We start from the raw sequence: 20,052 nt of genomic DNA, 5'->3' as shown, positions 1-20,052 counted from the left end.
AAGGGAGCGACATGTCCACCCCGTATCCACTCGACCCCAAGGTCGAGGACGTCCGTCAGCGGATGGCGCAGGCCCACGAGGCCTCCGAGCGACCGACAGAGAAGGCCGCCGCCAAGCTCGAGTCGCAGAACAAGCTCTACGTCCGCGACCGCATCGCGCTGCTCGTCGACGAGGGCTCCTTCGTCGAGGACGGGCGCTACGCCAACGCCCTTGCCTCGAACCTGCCCGCCGACGGTGTGATCACCGGACGCGGTCTCGTCGACGAGCGACCGGTGATCATCATCGCGAACGACCCGACGGTCAAGGCCGGTTCGTGGGGCGCTCGCACGGTGGAGAAGATCGTGCGGGCCACGGAGTCGGCCCTGCGTGAGGAACTGCCCGTCTTCTGGATGGTTGACTCCGCCGGTGCGCGGATCACCGACCAGGTGGAGATGTTCCCCGGACGACGGGGAGCCGGGCGCATCTTCCACAACCAGGTGGCGCTCTCCGGGAAGGTGCCCCAGGTGTGCTGCCTCTTCGGTCCGAGTGCGGCCGGGGGCGCCTACATCCCCTCCTTCACCGACCTGGTGATCATGGTCGAGGGCAATGCCTCCATGTACCTGGGCAGTCCGCGCATGGCCGAGATGGTCGTCGGGGAGAAGGTCTCGCTGGAGGAGATGGGCGGTGCCCGGATGCACTGCACCGTCAGCGGTGTCGGTGATGTCCTCGTCGCCGACGACACCGAGGCCATCGAGACGGCCCGGATCTGGCTGAGCTACCTACCGCTCAACTGGCACAGCGAGGTGCCGTCGTACGCGGCCGAGGCCCCGGCGGCGCAGCTGACCCAGGAGACCATCCCCGAGCGGGAGTCGCAGCCCTTCGACGTCCACGACGTCATCGACGGACTGGTCGACGACGACTCCTTCTTCGAGGTCAAGGAGCTCTTCGCCCCGGAGCTCGTCGTCGGTCTCGGTCGGATGAACGGTGAGACCGTCGGCATCGTCGCCAACAACTCGATGGCCAAGGGCGGTGTCCTGTTCACCGACAGCGCGGACAAGGCATCGCGCTTCATCTGGCTGTGCGACGCCTACTCGATCCCGCTGATCTACCTGGCCGACGTGCCGGGGTTCATGATCGGCTCCGAGGTCGAGCGCGGCGGCATCATCCGCCACGGTGCGAAGATGGTCTCGGCCGTCTCGTCGGCCACCGTGCCCCAGTTCTGCGTCGTGGTCCGCAAGGCCTACGGCGCCGGCCTGTACGCGATGGGCGGACCCGGTTTCGCGCCCGACGCGACGATCGCCCTGCCGACGGCGCGGATCGCGGTCATGGGTCCCGAGGCCGCCGTCAACGCCGTCTACGCCAACAAGATCGCGCAGGTCGAGGCCGAGCAGGGTGAAGCAGCGCGGGATGAGTTCATCGCGGCGAAGCGGGCGGAGTACGAGGAGGACGTCGACCTCGAGCGGCTGGCCGCCGATCTCGTCCTCGACCAGGTGACCGAGCCCGAGCACCTGCGCGACGAGCTCCTCGCGCGGTTGCGGCATGCCCGTGGTCGGGAGCGCACCTTCTCCACCCGTCGTCGGGACATCCCGCCGGTGTGACCCTGCGCGCACCTGCCGGGGTGGGCCGATCTCGCACTGCGAGGTCGGCCCACCATTGTTACCTTCGGGTAGCACGCGGCGGAGACCTGCTTCGTCGCACCCCTGACGGAGGTTCCACCCATGCAGCGCAGCATCCGATGGGCCGCGCCCCTGGCGGCCGCCACCAGCGCGATCGGTCTCGTGGCCACCGCCGGCGCCGCGAGCGCGGCGACCAGCGACCCCCTTCGCCCCGAGCTGTGGGGGCTCGACCAGATCCATGCCGAGCAGTCCTGGAGCGAGTCCACCGGTGGCGGGGCGACCGTCGCGGTCGTCGACACCGGCGTCGACCTGGGCCACCCGGACCTGGCCGGCCAGCTCGTCCCCGGAGCGACGTTCGTCTGCGAGGACGGTCACGAGGGTCCCTGCGGTGACGGGGGGTGGAAGGGCGTCGACGGTGTCGGCCAGGCGACCGACTCCCACGGCACCCATGTCGCCGGCACGATCGCCGCCGTCGCCGACAACCGGGTGGGCATCGCAGGGGTCGCCCCGGACGCGAGGATCATGCCGATCAAGGTGCTCGAGGACGGCGCGGGCACCAACGCCGACATCGCCGAGGGCATCCGCTGGGCGGCCGACAACGGCGCGGACGTCATCAACCTCAGCCTCGGCAGCCTGCCGGGCCTGCAGCTGATCGGCGCACTGGGCCTGGACACGACGACCATCGACGCCATCGAGTACGCCCGTGGCCGGGGGACGCTGACGGTCGCGGCGGCCGGCAACACCTCGACCCTGCTGTGCAACGACCCTGCCTTCAACAGCGACTCGATCTGCGTCGGGGCGACGGATCGCACCGAGCTCAAGTCGTACTTCTCCGAGCTGCCGATCAAGCTCAGCGGCAAGTCCGTGGCCGCTCCGGGCGGCTCCGGCAATCCGCTCGGTGGCCCCTGCGAGGACAACATCATCTCCACCGTCCCGCGCGGTACCGGCACGCCGGAGTGCGGCGGCGCGGACTACGACGCCTACGCGGGTACCTCGATGGCGACCCCGCACGTCGCCGGGGTCGCGGCCCTGCTCTACGGCCAGGGGCGGTCCATGGCCGGCGTCGAGGACGCGATGCTCACCACTGCGCGGCACCCCTTGCTGGGGACCCGCGGTGGGGCGACCCTCATGTACGGAAGGGGCATCGTCGACGCGGAGGCCGCCGTGGGCACACCCGTGTCCTGACGGGCTGCTCGAGGCCGAGGGGCGGTGGTGACCGGTGAGGACACCGTCGCCCCTCGGCGGGTCAGGCGGAGGCGATGTCCCACCACGCGACGTCGAGGTCGATCAGCAGCTGCCGCAGCAGCGGCAGGCACAGTCCGACCACGGTGCTGGGGTGCCCCTCGATCGAGTCGACGAAGGGGGCGCCCAGCCCGTCGAGCGTGAAGCCACCGGCGACGTGCAGCGGCTCGCCGGTGGCAAGGTACCCCTCGAGCTCGGCGTCGGTGACGTCGGCGAAGTGCACTGTTGCCTGTGCCGGGGCACCCGCGGTCCGTCCGCTGACCGGGTCGACGATCCAGTGCCCGGTGTGCAGTGTGCCGGTCCTGCCGCGCACCTCCTGCCATCGACGGCGGGCGAGCTCGACCGTGCCGGGCTTGCCGTGGACGGCGCCGTCGAACTCGAGCACCGAGTCGCAGGCGAGCACGAGCCGGTGGTCCCCGGCCAGGCGGTCCCGGACGGCTGCCCCCTTCGCCTCCGCCAGCACCTGGGCCAGACCCGCGGGGGAGAGGCGTGGGTCCTGCTGCCGGGCCCGGGACTCGACCGCGTCCTCGTCGACTTCGCTGACCACGACCTGCGGGTCGAGGCCACTGGCGCGCAGCAGGCCGAGGCGGGCGGGGGACGCGGAGGCGAGGACGAGCGGGTGCATGAGGACATCATCCTCCGGTTGCCGGCGAGGTGACCAGTCGGTAACTTATCCCCACCCAGTGATGAGGTCACCCGTGTCCGGGGTCAGCCCCCTGCCCGGTCGGGGGATCTCGCTCCCGCCACAGACAGGACGTCCATGAGTTCCCTCGCCAAGCGGTCTGCCGCAGCGGCCACGCTCGCGATCGCCATCACCGTGCCCCTGGCCGGTACAGCCCAGGCCGGCCCGGGAGACGTCCCCGGCACGGCGGGTGCCAGCACCCTCACCGACACGCCGGAGCCGGGGCGTCCCGACTTCTACGAGCCGCCGGCGCAGATCCCGAGCACGCCCGGGACGGTCATCCGCACCGAGCCGGCCAGCTTCCTGCTCGACCCGTTGGGTCTGTCCTCCCGCGTCGTCACCGCCACCCGGATGATGTACTCCTCGACCGACGCCGACGGGGTGCCGATCGCCGTGACCGGCACCGTCTTCGTGCCGACGAGTGACTACGTGGGCTCCTCCGGGCGACCGTTGATCTCGTACACGGCCGGCACGCAGGGGATCGCCGACACGTGTGCGCCCTCACGCCAGATGGAGGAGCTCGTCGAGTACGAGGGGATCGGCATCGCCCGGGCCGTCTCGCGCGGCTACGCGGTCGCCATGACCGACTACCAGGGGCTGGGCACTCCCGGGACGCACACCTACATGGTCCGCGCCGCCCAGGGCCATGCCTCCCTCGACATGGCCCGGGCCGCGCAGCAGCTGGCGGGCGACGACGTGGACGCGGACAACCCGATCGGTCTGATGGGGTACTCGCAGGGTGGTGGTGCCGCAGCCGCGGCCGCTGAGCTCGCCTCGTCCTACGCTCCCGAGTTGGACATCAGGGGGTCCGCGATCGGCGCCCCACCCGCGGACCTCGCCAGGGTCGGGGCGACGATCGACGGCGGCCTGTACAACGCCTTCGCGCTCTTCGCCATGCTCGGTGTCGCCACGGCCGAGCACATCGACCCGGCGCCCTTGCTCAACGACGCCGGTGAGCAGGTGGCCGCCGCCGTCGAGGGCGACTGCGTCTTCGACCTCTTCAGCCATGCCTTCAAGGACAGCGGCCAGTACACCGAGAGCGGCCTGGACCTGACCGAGCTGCTCGCCACGGAGCCCTTCGCCTCAGCGGTGGAGGAGCAGCGGATCGGCACGATGCAGCCGAGCGCTCCGGTCGTGATCAACCACGCCTGGGGCGATGACGTCATCCCCTTCGAGGTCGGCAAGCAGCTCGCCAGCGACTGGTGCGACCGGGGCTCGCGGGTGACGCTCAACCCCGGTCTGACCCCGACACACATCGGCGGCATGATCCCGCACGTCGAGAAGTCGATGTACTTCTTCGAGAAGCGCTTCGCCGGCCGCACCACGGTCAACAGCTGCTGGCGCCTCTGAGCCGGCGATGAGCGAAGGGGGTGGGCCCGGTGTGGGCCCACCCCCTTCGTCGTGTGGTCAGGCGGACCCCAGGACCGCCGTGCGCAGGGTGTCCAGGCCGACACCGCCGATGTCCAGGGCGCGACGGTGGAAGGCCCTGAGGTCGAAGGCCTCGCCCTCGCGGCGAGCGGTCTCCTCGCGCAGCTGCAGCCACAGCCGCTCGCCGATCTTGTAGCTCGGGGCCTGACCCGGCCACCCGAGATACCGGTCCAGCTCGAAGCGCAGGAAGTCCTCACCCTGGTTGGCGTGGGCGGTGAGGAACTGCCACGCCTTGTCGTAGGACCACGCGCCACCACCGACCTCGGCCGGCGCCTCGAATCCGCAGTGCACCCCGATGTCGAGGACCACTCGCGCAGCCCGCAGCGACTGGCCGTCCAAGAGGCCCATCCGGTTGCCCGGGTCGTCCATGTGGCCCAGCTCGGCCATGAGCCACTCGGCGTACAGGGCCCAGCCCTCACCGTGCCCCGAGGTCCACGAGGCCAGTCGCCGCCACCGGTTGAGCAACTCCTTGCGGTGGACGGTCTGGCCGATCTGGAGGTGGTGACCCGGCACGCCCTCGTGGTAGACGGTCGTCAGCTCGCGCCACGTGCCGAACTCGGTGACGCCCTTGGGGACCGACCACCACATGCGCCCCGGGCGGGAGAAGTCGTCGCTCGGGCCGGTGTAGTAGATGCCGCCGGTCTCGGTGGGCGCGATCATGCACTCGATCGTGCGCACCGGCTCGGGGATGTCCATGTGCGGGTCGAGCATCTCGATGGCCTCGTCCGCCCTCTCCTGCATCCACGCCTGCAGCGCGTGCGTGCCGTGCAGCCGGTAGCGCGGGTCGGCATCGAGGAGGTCGATGGCTTCCTTGGTGCTCGCGCCCGGGGAGATCTGCTCGGCGACAGCGGCCATCTCGCCGGTGATCCGGGCGAGCTCCGCCTGGCCCCACGCGTAGGTCTCCTCGAGGTCGACTCGGGCGCCGAGAAAGACCCGGGAGTGCAGCTGGTAATCCTCTCTGCCGCAGGAATCTGCCTGGGGGGCCTTGTCCCGCAACGGCTTCAACCGCTCGGCCAACTCGCGGTAGCCGTCGGCGGCTGCCTCGACCGAGCGGCGCAGGTCCGCGGAGACCGACTCCGGCAGCGGCTGTCCGTCGTCCAGCCTCGCGCCGGCGAGGAAGGACGCGTAGTAGCCGTCCGGGGCGGTCAGGTCGGCGCACTGATCGATGCACCGCTCGTACTGGCGACGGGGGGCGATCCGTCCCGCGTCAGCCGATGAGCTGAGCGACTCGGTCCACTGCTCGAGTGCTCGCGGGACCTTGGCCATGCGGGTCGCGATCGTTGCCCAGTCATCGGCCGTCACCGTCGGCATGACGTCGAAGACGTCGCGCACCGACTGCATCGGCGAGGCGAGGACGTTGATCTCGCTCTGGTCCAGACCGACCTCGTGCATCTCCTCGGCGAGCCCGAGCCGCTCACGCATCGCCTCGAGCGTCACCCGGTCGACGTCATCGACCGGGGTGGCTCCCTCGAGCGCCGCCAAGGTGTCCCGGCGCAACCGGGACGCGGCGGCGAACCCCTCGGGGGAGAGGTCGTCCAGGTCGGCGTCGTGGCCCGGGACGCCGAGGTAGGTCGCCCCGACGGGGGAGAGGGCGACCTCGGCGTCGAAATGTGCCTCGGCGATGCGGTCGATGTCGGTCCGCGGACGACTCTGCTGTGTGCTCACCTCCCGGACGGTACCGATCCGCGCGGGTCCGCGCGCGCAGAATCGGTTCATGAGTCGATACGTGCACGGCCACACCCCGTCCGTCGTCGCCTCCCACGGGGCCCGCACGGCCGAGAACTCGGCCGGCTACCTGCTTCCGCACCTCGAGCCCGGGACGCGACTCCTCGACGTCGGGTGCGGTCCGGGGTCGATCACCCTCGATCTCGCCGAGCGCGTGGGGGAGGCGGTCGGCGTCGACGCCTCCGCAGCGGTCATCGAGCAGGCCCGCTCCACGGCCGGGGCGAAGGGGGACGACCGCACTGTCTTCGAGGTGGCCGACGCGTCGGCGCTGCCGTTCGCGGACGACTCCTTCGACGTCGCCCATGCCCATCAGGTGCTCCAGCACGTCGGCGACCCGGTGGCCGTCCTGCGGGAGATGGCACGCGTGACCCGCCCGGGGGGCCTCGTTGCGGTGCGTGACGCGGACTACGAGGCGATGACCTGGGCTCCGGCCCATCCCGGGCTCACCCGCTGGCTCGACCTCTACCGGTCCGCTGCCCGCGGTGCCGGCGGCGAGCCCGACGCCGGGCGCCACCTGCTGCGGTGGTGCCACGAGGCGGGACTCTCCGATGTGACTGCGGGCGCCTCGCTCTGGTGCTACGCCGACGACGACGCCCGGGCCTGGTGGGGCGGCCAGTGGCAGCAGCGCGCCGTGGAGTCGACCTTCCACGAGGAGGTGCTCGCCCAGGGGCTGGGTGATGAGGAGACGATCGCCGAGGTCGTCGCCGGGTGGCGGTCGTGGACGACCTCACCCGATGGGTGGTTCGTCATCGTCCATGGTGAGGTGCTGGCGCGCGTCTGATAGGAAGACCGCAGCCTTTTCTCCCTTCGCCCCCACGGAGTGACCGCATGACCCTCACCGCTGCCGCCGACGGATCCGCGCTCGGCAACCCCGGTCCTGCCGGTTGGGGCTGGTACATCGACGAGGACCGGTGGGATCGTGGTGGTTGGGCGCACGGGACCAACAACATGGGCGAGCTCATGGCCGTCCTGGACCTGCTCCAGCAGACCGCGCACCTCGACGCGGAGCTGCACATCATCTGCGACAGCAAGTACGTCATCAACTCGATCACCGCGTGGATGCCGGGCTGGAAGCGCAAGGGCTGGCGCAAGAAGGACGGCAACCCGGTCCTCAACGTCGAGCTCATGCAGGCACTCGACGCGGCGATGGCCGGGCGACGAGTGACCTTCGAGTGGGTCAAGGGCCACGCCGGTCATGACCTCAACGAGGAGGCGGATCGGCTCGCCAACAGCGCGGCAACGGCATGGGCGAAGGGGGCTGCGCCCGAGGCAGGGCCGGGCATCCCCGGCGCCCGGTCGGGCACGGCCGAGGCAGTCGTCGAGCGGGCTGCTGAGCCGGCGCAGGACGAGCCGCTGTCCCTCTTCTGAGGCATCCACAGGCACCCGGACGACGGCTCACGGGCGAGCGCTGACCTCCGCCAACTCGGCCTGCCGGTCACCGGTCAGGACGCCAGAGTCGAGCGCGGCACGGGCGGCGTCACGGTCCCCGAGCCACGGTCCGAGCCGCCGTGGTGGCGCCCGTCGCCGACGTGGTCACCGTCGACACCCGAGACGCCCGCACCGGAGGCGACCCGCTTCGGTCCGGGGCCGCTGACATGGATGACCTCGACCGGCTGCTTTCCGATGCCGGTGGGCTGACCCCTGGGGATCCGCTGCCACACCGGGCGACCGATGGTGACGGACAGGACGTGGGGCAGATCGATGGGCACCCGTGAGAGGTTACGGCCGATGGGTGGCCGTCGTGCGGTGATCGGTCAGCGGTCGAGAACGTCGAGGAACTGCTGACGGCGGTGCCCGGTGTAGACATCGGCGTCGAGGACTCGTCGGGCCAGATCGACGTCGCCGAGTTTCGCGCGCAGCACCGTGGGCAGGTCGATGCCCGAGCCGGAACGCACGACCTCGATCTGGTCCTTGGCCCGGATCTCACCCGGTTCGACCACGCTCAGCAGGGCGCCGGTCCGTCCGTGAGCCATGAATCGCCTGACCCAGCCGGGTTCGCCCATCCACTCCCCGAAGGTCGCGCACGGCTGCCGCGTCCAGCGCACCTCGAGGACGGCGCCGCCCACGTGCCAGCGGTCACCGACCTCGGCCGCGTCGACGTCGAGATCGTCCGTCGTGAGGTTCTCGCCGAAGTGCCCGTTGGGCAGTTCGCGACCCAGGGCGGCTGCCCACAGATCGAGCTCCGCGCGCGAGTAGGCGTAGACGGCCCGATCCCATCCGCCGTGGAAGCGGCCGTCGCCGACGTGGTCGGCCGCGACGCCCGAGACGCCGCGCCCGTCGACCACCCGTCGCGCCCCGGGGTCCGCCACCGAGATCACGTCGGTGGGGCGCTTGTCGATCCCGGTCGGTGCGTCCTTCGGATCCCGGCGGGGGCGGGCCCGAGCGACGTTGACCGACAGGGCACGGGGGAGGGGCGAGGTCACGACGAGAGGCTACCCGGGAGGGTCCGCTCGCCGAACGGGATGTTAATCGCGGGTACGGTGATCACTCGGGCGCACGACGTGTCGTCCGACTCACCGAGGGAAGGCCGCAGCTCGCCAGGCGCCGGGTGCCGGGTGGAGCGGCGCACGCACCAGGCGCTCGCGGGAGGCCCAACGCGACGCGGGTCCCGAGGGTCCCTCGTCCTGACCACCACCGGCCGCAGAGAGCACCGCGACGAGCGCGGCGACCTGCTCCGGCGAGGCGTCGCCGATGACCTCGATGCGCGGGGCGGTGGGGGACTCGTCGGTGGAACTCATAGCGTGGAGCCGATCTGAGCTCTGAGCCTGTGAAGAGGTCATAGCGTGGAGCCGATCTGAGCTCTGAGCCTGTGAAGAGGTCATAGCGGAATGTTCCCGTGCTTCTTCGGCGGCAGTGTCTCGCGCTTGGTCTTCAGCGCGCGCAGCGCCCGGCTGACGTTCATCCGGGTGTTGCTCGGCGTGATGACCGTGTCGATGTAGCCACGCTCCGCGGCGACGTACGGGTTGGCCAAGGCGTCCTCGTAGGCGGAGATGAACTCCTGGCGAGCCGCCTCGACGTCGCGCCCCTCGTCCTCGGCGGCCTTGAGCTGCTTGCGGTAGAGGATGTTGACCGCGCCCTGGGCTCCCATGACGGCGATCTGGGCGGTCGGCCAGGCGAGGTTGATGTCGGCGCCGAGGTGCTTGGAGCCCATGACGTCGTACGCGCCGCCGTAGGCCTTGCGGGTGATGACCGTGACCAGCGGGACGGTGGCCTCGGCGTAGGCGAAGATCAGCTTCGCCCCGCGGCGGATGATGCCGTTCCACTCCTGGTCGGTTCCCGGCAGGAAGCCCGGCACGTCGACGAAGGTCAGGACCGGGACGTTGAAGGCGTCGCAGGTGCGCACGAAGCGCGCGGCCTTCTCCGAGGCACCGATGTCGAGCGTGCCCGCGAGCTGCATCGGGTTGTTGGCGACGACGCCGACCGAGCGGCCCTCGATCCGGGCGAAGCCGCAGATGATGTTCGGCGCGAAGAGCGGGTGGACCTCGAGGAAGTCGCCGTCGTCGACGACCGAGGCGATGACCTGCTTCATGTCGTAGGGCATGTTCGGCGAGTCAGGGATGATCGTGTCGAGCACCCGGTCATCGTCGGTGACCGCCAGGTCGAGTTCCTCGCCGAAGACGGGCGGGTCCTCGAGGTTGTTGCTCGGCAGGTAGCCGAGCAGCGCCTTGACGTAGTCGATTGCGTCGTCCTCGTCGGTCGCCATGTAGTGCGCGACGCCGGACTTGCTGTTGTGCGTGTGCGCGCCGCCGAGCTCCTCGAACTCCACGTCCTCACCGGTGACCGTCTTGATGACGTCCGGGCCGGTGATGAACATGTGCGAGGTCTGGTCGACCATGACGGTGAAGTCGGTGACCGCGGGGGAGTAGACGGCGCCGCCGGCGCAGGGCCCCATGATCAGGGAGATCTGCGGGATCACACCCGAGGCGTGCACGTTGCGCTTGAAGATCTCGCCGTACAGGCCGAGCGAGACCACGCCCTCCTGGATGCGGGCGCCGCCGGAGTCGTTGAGCCCGACCACCGGGCAGCCGATCTTCATCGCGAAGTCCATGACCTTGGTGATCTTCTCGCCGAAGACCTCACCGAGGGAGCCGCCGAAGACCGTGAAGTCCTGGGCGAAGACGGCGACCTGTCGACCATCGACCGTGCCGTAGCCGGTGACGACGCCGTCGCCATAGGGTCGGTTGGCGTCCTGACCGAAGGCGGTGGAGCGGTGACGGGCGTACTTGTCCATCTCGACGAAGCTCCCCTCGTCGAGGAGGAGTGCGATGCGCTCGCGGGCAGTCTGCTTGCCGCGGTCGTGCTGCTTCTCGACGGCGTGGCTCGAACCTGCGTTCGCGACCTCGGCCACACGACGCTTGAGGTCGGCGAGCTTGCCGGCCGTCGTGTGGATGTTGATGTCGACGGGGACGTCGGTGCCGCCGATCGACTGAGCGTCAGTGGTCTCGGTGCTCTGGGACATGGTGCGCAGCCTAACCTTGACGCTGTGCCGACCACGATGGACGTCCAACGACTGACCACCCTGCTGCCTCCCGCCGAGGGGTGGGGAGAGGTCGTGCACCTGTCTCGGGTCGGCTCGACGAACACGGCTGCGGCCACCCGGGGGGTGCTGTGGTCACCCGTCGTCACCGAGCACCAGACGGCCGGTCGGGGCCGGCTCGGGCGCCCGTGGCAGGACACCCCCGGCGCCTCGTTGGCGATGTCCGTCCTCGTCCCCCCCGTGGATCCCCCGGGCTGGCTGCCGTTGGCGACCGGACTGGCCGTGCGTTCCGCGCTGGTGAGCGAAGGGGTGGACGCCCACCTGAAGTGGCCGAACGACGTGCTCCTGCCCGGGGACGAGGACCGCAAGGTCTGCGGCATCCTGTGCCAGTCGCAACCCGATGGCCGTGTGGTGGTGGGCATCGGTATCAACGTCGGTCATGACCGAGGTGACCTCCCGGTCGGGACGGCCACCTCCCTTCGTCTCGTCGGTGCGCACGTGGACCGGACCACGGTGGCGGCGACGGTGCTCAGGCACCTGCGCCGCCAGCACACCGCCCTGACCGAAGGGGGGGACCGGGCCGAGGAGGTCCGGGCGGCCTACGCGGCCGCCTGCGCGACCCTGGGGCGTCGCGTCGTCCTGCACCGCCCCGACGGCACCCGGGAGGAGGTCGAGACCACGGGTCTGGACCGCGAGGGCCGCCTACGTGTCACCGGGGCGCATGGCTCGGATACCGTTGCAGCAGGTGACGTGCAGCACATCCGTCTGCCCGGCGCGTCGTCCAGCTGAACCATCGATCCACGGAGGTGCCGTGCCGCACGCCGGAGCCCACGGGCACGACCCCGATGAGCCGGTCCTGCCGGACGATGGTGCCCCGGAGGAGTTCGAGCGGGTCCTGCTCGGTCGACCCGCCTCGATGGGTCGACGCCAGGTCTCCCGCGGCGCCGGGGTCTCGGTGCGCTCCGCCCGCAAGTTCTGGCACGCGATGGGCTTTCCCATCGTCCAGGAGGGCGATGACATGTTCACCGAGGCCGATCTGGAGGCGCTCTCGCGGGTCGCCCGGTTGGTCCGCGACGGCGAGTTCCCCGAGGAGTTCGCGCTGTCGATGACCCGCGCCCTCGCCCGGACCATGGACCGTCTCGCGGCGTGGCAGGCCCAGCTCGTCCTCGAGGAGGTCGCCCGCCAGCGACACGACGACGAGCCGACCGAGGAGGAGGCCGTCGGGGACTCCGAGGTCGCCGCCGCCCGGCTCTCCGGGCTCGCCGACGAGCTCGAGCCGCTGCTGCTCTACGTGTGGCGTCGACAGCTCACCGCGACCATCCAGCGCCTGTTGACCGTCGAGGAGGACGCGGGCCGCATGTCGGTCATCGGCTTCGCCGACCTGGTCAACTTCACCTCCGTGGTGCGGCGTCTCACCGAGCGGGATCTGGCCCGGTTGGTCCAGCGCTTCGAGGACCTGTGTACCGACATCGTCACCGCACACGGAGGACGGGTCGTCAAGACCGTGGGTGACGAGGTGCTCTTCCAGACCTTCGAGGTCGCCCCCGCGGCCGCCATCGCGCTCGATCTCGTCGAGGCCATGACCGAGGACGACCTGCTTCCGGAGGCCAGGATCGGAATGGCACACGGACCGGTGGTGCGGCGGCTCGGCGACGTCTTCGGCACGACGGTCAACCGCGCCAGCCGCCTGACTGCCGTCGCCCCTCCCGGAGGCGTCTACGTCGACGACGCCCTGACGCGGTTGCTCGAGCCGCTCAGCGGGTTCGCCACCGTCGCGACCCGGCGTCGGTCGCTCCGGGGGATCGGCGAGGTCGTCCCGAGTCGCCTCGTGCGGGTCACCGGGGCGCGCCGCACCACCGATGTCACCGCGCACGTCTGAGGATGAGTTCCTATGATCCGACCATGACCCGAGTGCTGCTGGCCGAAGACGACACCGCCATCTCCGACCCGTTGGCACGTGCTCTCGTGCGAGAGGGCTACGACGTGACGGTGCACTCCGACGGTCGCGAGGCCCTCGACGTCGCCCTCGGGGCCCCTCCGGACCTGCTGGTCCTCGACCTCGGTCTGCCGACCCTCGACGGACTCGAGGTGTGCCGTCGCATGCGAGCCACGGGTTCGGACGTGCCGGTCCTGATCCTGACCGCCCGCGCCGACGAGGTCGACACCGTCGTCGGGCTCGACGCCGGGGCGGATGACTACGTCACCAAGCCCTTCCGCCTGGCGGAGCTGATGGCCCGCGTGCGTGCGTTGCTGCGACGGCGAGGCGACGAGGCGATCGAGCCGAGCGGACCGCTGCGCATGGACCTCGACAGCCGCCGCGTGTGGTTCCACGGCGAGGAGTTGCCGCTGACGGCCAAGGAGTTCTCCGTGCTCAGCGTCCTGGTGCGTGAGCGAGGACGTGTCGTCACCCGCGAGCAGCTGATGGCCGAGGTCTGGGAGACGGAGTGGTACGGCTCGACCAAGGCCCTCGACATGCACATCTCCGTCCTGCGCCGCAAGCTCGGTGAGGACGTCTCGGACCCGACGCACATCGCGACGGTGCGCGGTGTCGGGTTCCGATTCGACTCGTGACCTACGGCGCGCTGGTTCGTCGGCTGCTCGTCGCGGTGGCGGTCGGTGGCGCGGTGGTCACCGCCCTCGTGCTGGGCGTCGTCCTCTTCGTCGTCACCGATGGCGAGGCCGTCCTCGGTCTGCAGACCCCGGTGTGGGTCGCCATCGCGCCGGCGACGGGTGCGGCGCTTGCCGGCCTCGGGGCCCTGGCCGTTCTCCGGGTGATCAACGGGCGCCGGTCGCGGGGTCTGACCTTCATCACCCACCAGATCGAGACGATCCGTGAGGGCGGCGGCGCTCTGCCCCGCTCCGACGTCGGTCTGACCGACATCGACGCGACGACGCAGGCGATTGCCCGTCTGGCCGGTGAGCTGGCACGCCAGCGCTCGCTCGACCGGGACTTCGCCGCTGATGCCTCGCACCAGCTGCGCACGCCACTGACCGCTCTGCTGATGCGCCTCGAGGAGATCGCCGAGACCGATGATCTCGATGTCATCCGCGACGAGGCCGCCGTGGCCGTGACCCAGGTCGAGCGCCTGAGCGGGGTCGTCGACACGTTGCGCACCCGCACCCAGGACGGGGGCGAGGTCCCCGAGATCTCCTTGGACTCCGTGCTCGCCGGCCTGCAGAGGGAGTACCAGCCGGCCTTCACCGCCGCGCACCGCACGATGCGCGTGGACGGGCCGCCCGGCCTGTCGGTGCGGTGCGCGCCGATGGACCTTGCGCAGATCCTGCAGGGCCTCATCGAGAACTCCCTGGCCCACGGTGCCGGCCTCGTGACGATCACCATGCGCGGCTCGAGCGGGTCGATCGTCCTCGAGGTCCAGGACGAGGGCGAAGGGGTCCCCACCGCGATCGCCCCACACATCTTCGAGCGGTCGGTGACCTCGAGCGGCTCCGGCCTCGGCCTCGGGCTGGCGCGACAACTCGCCGAGCGCAACGGCGGACGCCTGGAGCTCGTGCAGGCCCGGCCCGCGGTCTTCGCGATCTTCCTCTCCGGACCCGGGCAGCGCTGAGCCCGGCTCAGCGGGGGTCGCCGCCGGCGCCGGTGTCGTCCGCGGGCTCCTCGTGGTGCAGCGGTGAGGTGTCGACATCCATGGGTTCGTCGACGAAGACGAAGCGGCGGTAGGCCCAGAAGCGAAAGAGGGTGCCCAGACCGATCCCGAAGATCGTCGCCAGATTGTCGGCCAGGCGCGTGGTCAGGCCCAGACCGTAGTGGGAGAGGACCAGCGTCAGGGTCGAGATGGCCAGCGCCACGCCGTTGACGAGGAAGAAGAGCGTCACCTCGTGGTGCGCCGGGCGGGAGCGCCGGTGGGCGAACGTCCAGGAGCGGTTGCCGAGCCAGGCGAAGAGGGTCGCCACCACCCCGCTGGTGACACGGGCCGTGGTGACCTTGTCCTCGAGGATCGTGTGCGTGAGAAGGTTCATCCCGCCGATGTCGATGACGAAGGCCAACGCGCCGATCACGCCGAACTTGGCCATCTCGTGCCAGAGCGTGTCGATGAGGCCGGCCAGCCGCCCGGACGCGCGATCGCGGGGCGCGTCGGTGGAGGCGCCTGGCGGCGGCTGCGTGGAGTCGGCCATCTACCGCAGGGTAGACGCGGCACGACCGAACCGGAGCATCGTAGGGTTCTCATCGTGTTGACACCCCACCGTGCCCCAGGAGGATTCCCCGTCGTCGGCATCATCGGCGGCGGTCAGCTCGCCCGCATGTGCGCCGGGCCCGCGGCGGAGCTGGGGCTGACCGTCTCCGTGCTCGCCGAGGACACGCACTCGAGCGCCGCGCTCGTCTTCCCCTCGTCACCGGTGGGTGAGCACACCGACGTCGAGACGGTGCGTGACTTCGCCCGGGAGTGCGACGTGGTCACCTTCGACCACGAGCACGTGCCCGCGCACGTCCTGCAGGCGCTGGTCGACGACGGCGTGATCCTGCACCCCGCCCCCGCGGCGTTGCGGCACGCGCAGGACAAGATCGTCATGCGCGAGGCACTGACGGCGGCCGGGATGCCGTGCCCCCGCTGGACCGCGGCCTCCACCGTCGAGGAGGTCACCGCCTTCGCCGAGGAGGTCGGGTGGCCGGTCGTCGCCAAGACTCCCCGGGGCGGCTACGACGGGAAGGGGGTGCTCGTCGCCGACCGCGTGGAGGACCTCGACGATTGGTTGGCCACCGCGGCCGGCCGCGGTGAGCCGCTGCTCCTCGAGGAGGCGGTCCCCTTCGTCAGGGAGCTGGCGGTCCTGCTCGCGCGCAGTCCCTCCGGTCAGGCAGCTGCGTGGCCGGTGGTCGAGACCGTGCAGACGGACGGCATCTGCACGGAGGTCATCGCTCCGGCCCCGGGCCTGTCCGAGGAGGCCGCCCGCACTGCGACCCTCGTCGGCCTGGACATCGCCGCGACCGTCGACGTCACCGGGGTGATGGCCGTCGAGCTCTTCGAGCTCGCCGACGGCTCCGTGCTCGTCAACGAGCTGGCCATGCGTCCGCACAACTCGGGCCACTGGAGCATGGACGGCGCGGTCACCGGGCAGTTCGAGCAGCATCTGCGGGCGGTGCTCGATCTACCGCTCGGCTCCCCCCGTCCGCGGGCCCCGTGGACGGTGATGGCCAACGTGCTCGGTGGCGAGCACACGGACCTGTACCCCACCTACCGTCACCTCATGGCCCGTGACCCCGAGCTCAAGGTGCACCTCTACGGCAAGGGCGTGCGGCCGGGACGCAAGATCGGGCACGTCAACGTCTGCGGCGACGACCTGGCCGGCCTGCGCGAGCGCGCGCAGCACGCGGCCGACTACATCCGGGGAGTGATCTCGCAGTGACCAGCACGGACAGGAGAGCAGGATGACGAGCACGAACCCACGGGTCGGTCTGGTCATGGGCAGTGACAGCGACTGGCCCACCATGGAGCCGGCGGCCCAGGTCCTCGACGACCTCGGCGTCGTCTACGAGGCGGACGTGGTCTCGGCGCACCGGATGCCCACGGAGATGATCGAGTACGGCCAGCAGGCCCAGGCGCGCGGATTGCGGGTCATCATCGCCGGCGCCGGGGGAGCGGCCCATCTCCCGGGGATGCTGGCGTCGGTGACGACCCTTCCGGTCGTCGGCGTCCCGGTCCCCCTGAAGCACCTCGACGGGATGGACTCCCTGCTGTCGATCGTGCAGATGCCGGCCGGCATCCCCGTCGCGACGATGGCTGTCGGCGGCGCTCGCAACGCGGGCCTCATGGCCGCGCGGATCCTCGGGGCCGGTCAGGGCGAGGAAGCGGCCCGGTTGCGCTCGGCCTTGGCGGACTTCGCGGCAGACCTGTCCGCGCAGGCGCGGGCGAAGGGGGAGCGGCTGCGCGAGCGTCGATCCGCGGACTAGCTCAGCGGATCGCGCCCTCGCCCCGCAGACGGCGCCACTCGATCTTCGGGCAGGTGTTCATCACGACCATCAGCCCGGCCTCCCGGGCGCGGTCGGCAGCGGCCGGGTCCTCGACGCCCAGCTGCATCCAGATGGCATCGATCTTCAGGCGGTCCTTGTTGGCGATGACCTCGTCGACGACCCCGCCGACGTGCTCGGAGTTGACGAAGCAGTCCACGACCTTGATGTCGGTGTCGGGGATGTCGGACACCGACGCGTAGCCGGTATCACCGTCGACGGTCTCCGCCGACGGATGCACGGGGATGATCGCCTTGTCCATCTCCTTCTTGAGCCATTGCGCCACCCGGAGGGCGTCGCGGTCGTCGTTGTTGCTCAGACCCACGACGACCCACCGCCCGGGGTCGGCAATGAGGCGTCGCATCGTCTCGGTGTTGTTCGTGTGCGTCAGGCTCATGACTCCCATCCAACGCCCACCGCACGCGGGAATCAATGACCCGGGCCAGCCGGGTCGCAGTTTGTGTGACGTGCAGGAGACAATTCCCTCGTGGGGGAGCCCTTCCCAGTCATCCGCGAGCCCCGTGAGGAACCACGTGACCACCAAGATCGCCGTCGTCGGGACGGGCTACGTCGGCCTGTCCCTGGCCGTCCTGCTCGCCCAGCACAATGAGGTCGTCTGCTTCGACGTCGATGCCCGGCGTGTCGAGATGCTGGGTCGGGGGCGCAGCCCGATCGAGGACGAGGAGGTCGACGCCTTCCTCGCCGGCGGGGACCTCGACCTGACCTTCACGCTGGAGAAGGAGCGGGCGTACACGGGGGCCGACTTCGTCGTCATCGCCACACCGACCGACTACGACCCGCAGACCAACTACTTCGACACCAGCTCGGTCGAGGGTGTCATCAGCGATGTCATGGCGATCAACCCCGAGGCGGTCATGGTGGTCAAGTCGACCATCCCTGTCGGTTTCACGGCTGCGCTGCGGGAGAAGTTGGGCACCGACAACCTGATCTTCAGTCCGGAGTTCCTGCGTGAGGGGCAGGCGCTGCGGGACAACCTGCACCCCAGCCGGATCGTCGTCGGGGAGGTCAGCGAGCGGGCCCGTCGCTTCGCCGACCTGCTCGTCGGCGGGGCAGCGGATCGCGACGTTCCCGTTCTGCTGACCGACGCCAACGAGGCCGAGGCGATCAAGCTCTTCGCCAACACCTATCTGGCCATGCGGGTGGCCTACTTCAACGAGCTGGACACCTTCGCCGCGACCCATGGCCTGAACACCCGCCAGATCATCGACGGTGTCGGTCACGACCCGCGGATCGGCTCGCACTACAACAACCCGTCCTTCGGCTACGGCGGGTACTGCCTGCCCAAGGACACCAAGCAGCTCCTGGCCAACTACCGGGAGGTCCCGCAGAACCTGATGCAGGCCATCGTCGACTCCAACCGCACCCGCAAGGACTTCGTCGCCGAGGACATCCTGCGGCGCGAGCCGCGGGTGGTCGGGGTGCACCGGTTGATCATGAAGTCCGGCTCGGACAACTTCCGGGCCTCCTCGATCCAGGGGATCATGAAGCGCCTGAAGGGCAAGGGCGTCGAGGTGCTCATCTACGAGCCGGTGATGCAGGAGGAGACCTTCTTCGGTTCGCGGGTCGTGCGCGACCTCGAGGAGTTCAAGGCCGCCTGCGACGTCATCATCGCCAACCGCCGCACCCCCGCCCTGGCGGACGTGGCCGAGAAAATCTACACCCGCGACCTCTTCGGCACCGACTCCTGACGCCGGAGGTCGACACAGGTAGCATCACCAGTCGTGAGCGCCAATCCAGACTTCGACCTGTTCCGCACCTCCGAGGACCACGAGACCATCCGCGAAGCGGTGAGGGCGATCGCCGAGGACAAGATCGCCCCCTTCGCCGCAGCTGTCGACGAGGAGTCCCGCTTCCCTGCCGAGGCCAACAGCGCCCTCATCGCCGCCGACTTCCACGCGGCCCACGTCGCGGAGGAGCACGATGGGGTGGGTGCGGACGCCCTCGCGGTGTCCATCATCATCGAGGAGGTCGCGCGCGTCTGTGCCTCGTCCTCGCTCATCCCCGCGGTGAACAAGCTCGGCTCCATGCCGGTCATCCTCGCCGGGTCCGAGGAGCTCAACGCGAAGTACATGCCGCGACTGGCGAAGGGGGAGGGCTTCTCCTACGGCCTCTCCGAGCGCGAGGCCGGGTCGGACACCGCCGGGATGAAGTGCAAGGCGACCAGGGACGGCGACGACTGGGTGCTCAACGGGCAGAAGGCATGGATCACCAATGCCGGCGAGTCCGAGCTCTACACGGTGCTGGCGGTCACCGACCCCGACGGTCCGCGCGGCAACAACATCTCCGCCTTCGTCGTGGAGAAGTCCGATGAGGGATTCGGCTTCTCGGAGAAGGAGCGCAAGCTCGGCATCAAGGGATCGCCCACCCGCGAGCTGCACTTCGACAACTGCCGTATCCCCGGCGACCGTATCGTCGGTGCCGAGGGAGAGGGCCTGAAGATCGCGCTTCGCACGCTGGACCACACCCGCGTGACGATCGGCGCCCAGGCCGTCGGCATCGCCCAGGGTGCGCTGGACGAGGCTCTCGCCTACGTCAAGGAGCGCAAGCAGTTCGGCAAGCACATCGCCGACTTCCAGGGCATCCAGTTCATGCTCGCTGACATGGCGATGGAGCTCGAGGCCGCCAGGCAGATGGTGTACGTCGCCTCGGCCAAGTCAGAGCGCCACGACGACGACCTGCCCTTCTTCGGCGCAGCGGCCAAGGCATTCGCCTCCGACGTCGCCATGAAGGTCACCACCGATGCCGTGCAGCTGCTCGGGGGAGCCGGGTACACCCGTGACTTCCCGCTGGAGCGGATGATGCGCGATGCCAAGATCACCCAGATCTACGAGGGCACCAACCAGGTCCAGCGGGTCGTGATGGCACGTCAACTTCTCAAGGGCTTGAACAAGCAGCGCTGACGTCCTCTCACACCAGTCGA

21 protein-coding genes are annotated in these 20,052 nt (G+C 70.1%); 13 read left to right on the top strand and 8 right to left on the bottom strand.

The window, feature by feature from the left end; translation table 11 throughout:
* The first annotated feature begins 11 nt into the window (after nt 1–11).
* Nucleotides 12–1,577, top strand: coding sequence for an acyl-CoA carboxylase subunit beta (locus tag V1351_RS11690; protein WP_338748342.1), 1,566 nt, complete (start codon nt 12–14; stop codon nt 1,575–1,577).
* 120 nt (nt 1,578–1,697) lie between these two features.
* A complete protein-coding gene (locus V1351_RS11685; protein ID WP_338748340.1) occupies nt 1,698–2,780 on the top strand; it encodes a S8 family serine peptidase in 1,083 nt (360 codons plus the stop codon).
* 61 nt (nt 2,781–2,841) lie between these two features.
* Here V1351_RS11685 and V1351_RS11680 read toward each other — a convergent pair whose 3' ends face one another.
* Nucleotides 2,842–3,462, bottom strand: coding sequence for a Maf family protein (locus V1351_RS11680; RefSeq protein WP_338748339.1), 621 nt, complete (start codon nt 3,460–3,462; stop codon nt 2,842–2,844).
* 135 nt (nt 3,463–3,597) lie between these two features.
* Here V1351_RS11680 and V1351_RS11675 point away from each other — a divergent pair, with 135 nt between their 5' ends.
* Entirely contained in the window at nt 3,598–4,869 is a 1,272-nt protein-coding gene (locus tag V1351_RS11675; RefSeq protein ID WP_338748338.1) for a lipase family protein, read from the top strand.
* A 57-nt stretch (nt 4,870–4,926) separates the two neighbouring features.
* Here V1351_RS11675 and V1351_RS11670 read toward each other — a convergent pair whose 3' ends face one another.
* A complete protein-coding gene (locus V1351_RS11670) occupies nt 4,927–6,663 on the bottom strand; it encodes a DUF885 domain-containing protein (RefSeq protein ID WP_338748337.1) in 1,737 nt (578 codons plus the stop codon).
* On the opposite strand from V1351_RS11670, the gene V1351_RS11665 reads away from it, so the two are divergent.
* Nucleotides 6,662–7,453 (top strand): methyltransferase domain-containing protein, encoded by a 792-nt coding sequence (locus V1351_RS11665; RefSeq protein WP_338748336.1) that lies wholly within the window; start codon nt 6,662–6,664, stop codon nt 7,451–7,453. The genes V1351_RS11670 and V1351_RS11665 overlap by 2 nt on opposite strands.
* A 47-nt stretch (nt 7,454–7,500) precedes the next feature.
* Nucleotides 7,501–8,040: a ribonuclease H family protein gene (locus V1351_RS11660; protein ID WP_338748335.1), complete on the top strand. Its 540-nt coding sequence runs from the start codon at nt 7,501–7,503 to the stop codon at nt 8,038–8,040.
* A 74-nt stretch (nt 8,041–8,114) separates the two neighbouring features.
* Here V1351_RS11660 and V1351_RS11655 read toward each other — a convergent pair whose 3' ends face one another.
* From V1351_RS11655 to V1351_RS11640, 4 genes are all read right to left on the bottom strand, one after another.
* Nucleotides 8,115–8,381, bottom strand: a complete 267-nt coding sequence (locus V1351_RS11655; RefSeq protein WP_338748334.1) for a hypothetical protein — start codon at nt 8,379–8,381, stop codon at nt 8,115–8,117.
* Nucleotides 8,382–8,426: 45 nt separating this feature from the next.
* Nucleotides 8,427–9,095: an MOSC domain-containing protein gene (locus tag V1351_RS11650; protein WP_338748333.1), complete on the bottom strand. Its 669-nt coding sequence runs from the start codon at nt 9,093–9,095 to the stop codon at nt 8,427–8,429.
* A gap of 90 nt (nt 9,096–9,185) precedes the next feature.
* Entirely contained in the window at nt 9,186–9,410 is a 225-nt protein-coding gene (locus V1351_RS11645) for an acyl-CoA carboxylase epsilon subunit (protein WP_338748332.1), read from the bottom strand.
* A gap of 80 nt (nt 9,411–9,490) precedes the next feature.
* Nucleotides 9,491–11,131, bottom strand: coding sequence for an acyl-CoA carboxylase subunit beta (locus V1351_RS11640; RefSeq protein WP_338748330.1), 1,641 nt, complete (start codon nt 11,129–11,131; stop codon nt 9,491–9,493).
* 24 nt (nt 11,132–11,155) lie between these two features.
* On the opposite strand from V1351_RS11640, the gene V1351_RS11635 reads away from it, so the two are divergent.
* Genes V1351_RS11635 through V1351_RS11620 form a run of 4 tightly spaced genes read left to right on the top strand, consistent with a single transcriptional unit; the run spans nt 11,156 to nt 14,715 of the window.
* Entirely contained in the window at nt 11,156–11,938 is a 783-nt protein-coding gene (locus V1351_RS11635) for a biotin--[acetyl-CoA-carboxylase] ligase (RefSeq protein ID WP_338748329.1), read from the top strand.
* Between the two features lie 22 nt (nt 11,939–11,960).
* Entirely contained in the window at nt 11,961–13,028 is a 1,068-nt protein-coding gene (locus V1351_RS11630) for an adenylate/guanylate cyclase domain-containing protein (protein WP_338748328.1), read from the top strand.
* Nucleotides 13,029–13,051: 23 nt separating this feature from the next.
* Nucleotides 13,052–13,720, top strand: a complete 669-nt coding sequence (locus V1351_RS11625; protein WP_338748327.1) for a response regulator transcription factor — start codon at nt 13,052–13,054, stop codon at nt 13,718–13,720.
* Nucleotides 13,717–14,715 (top strand): sensor histidine kinase, encoded by a 999-nt coding sequence (locus V1351_RS11620; RefSeq protein WP_338748326.1) that lies wholly within the window; start codon nt 13,717–13,719, stop codon nt 14,713–14,715. The genes V1351_RS11625 and V1351_RS11620 overlap by 4 nt, the downstream gene beginning before the upstream one ends.
* A gap of 7 nt (nt 14,716–14,722) precedes the next feature.
* On the opposite strand, the gene V1351_RS11615 is transcribed toward V1351_RS11620, so the two are convergent.
* Nucleotides 14,723–15,283: a GtrA family protein gene (locus V1351_RS11615; RefSeq protein ID WP_338748325.1), complete on the bottom strand. Its 561-nt coding sequence runs from the start codon at nt 15,281–15,283 to the stop codon at nt 14,723–14,725.
* A 54-nt stretch (nt 15,284–15,337) separates the two neighbouring features.
* On the opposite strand from V1351_RS11615, the gene V1351_RS11610 reads away from it, so the two are divergent.
* Together V1351_RS11610 and purE are read left to right on the top strand one after the other, a co-directional pair.
* A complete protein-coding gene (locus tag V1351_RS11610) occupies nt 15,338–16,510 on the top strand; it encodes a 5-(carboxyamino)imidazole ribonucleotide synthase (RefSeq protein ID WP_338748324.1) in 1,173 nt (390 codons plus the stop codon).
* A gap of 22 nt (nt 16,511–16,532) precedes the next feature.
* Nucleotides 16,533–17,054, top strand: a complete 522-nt coding sequence (gene purE / locus V1351_RS11605) for a 5-(carboxyamino)imidazole ribonucleotide mutase (protein ID WP_338748323.1) — start codon at nt 16,533–16,535, stop codon at nt 17,052–17,054.
* Between the two features lies 1 nt (nt 17,055).
* Here the strand turns inward: purE and V1351_RS11600 are convergent, their stop codons facing one another.
* Nucleotides 17,056–17,517 (bottom strand): CoA-binding protein, encoded by a 462-nt coding sequence (locus tag V1351_RS11600; protein ID WP_338748322.1) that lies wholly within the window; start codon nt 17,515–17,517, stop codon nt 17,056–17,058.
* Between the two features lie 127 nt (nt 17,518–17,644).
* On the opposite strand from V1351_RS11600, the gene V1351_RS11595 reads away from it, so the two are divergent.
* Entirely contained in the window at nt 17,645–18,820 is a 1,176-nt protein-coding gene (locus tag V1351_RS11595; RefSeq protein WP_338748320.1) for a nucleotide sugar dehydrogenase, read from the top strand.
* A 33-nt stretch (nt 18,821–18,853) separates the two neighbouring features.
* Complete coding sequence (locus V1351_RS11590) at nt 18,854–20,032, top strand: acyl-CoA dehydrogenase family protein (RefSeq protein ID WP_338748318.1); 1,179 nt, start codon at nt 18,854–18,856, stop codon at nt 20,030–20,032.
* Nucleotides 20,033–20,052: the final 20 nt, after the last annotated feature.

Origin of the sequence: Janibacter sp. A1S7, from assembly GCF_037198315.1 — a bacterium.
Lineage (GTDB): Bacteria > Actinomycetota > Actinomycetes > Actinomycetales > Dermatophilaceae > Janibacter > Janibacter alittae.
The sequence above is the reverse complement of the archived record's forward strand: the minus strand, read 5'-3'. Positions and strand labels throughout refer to the sequence as shown.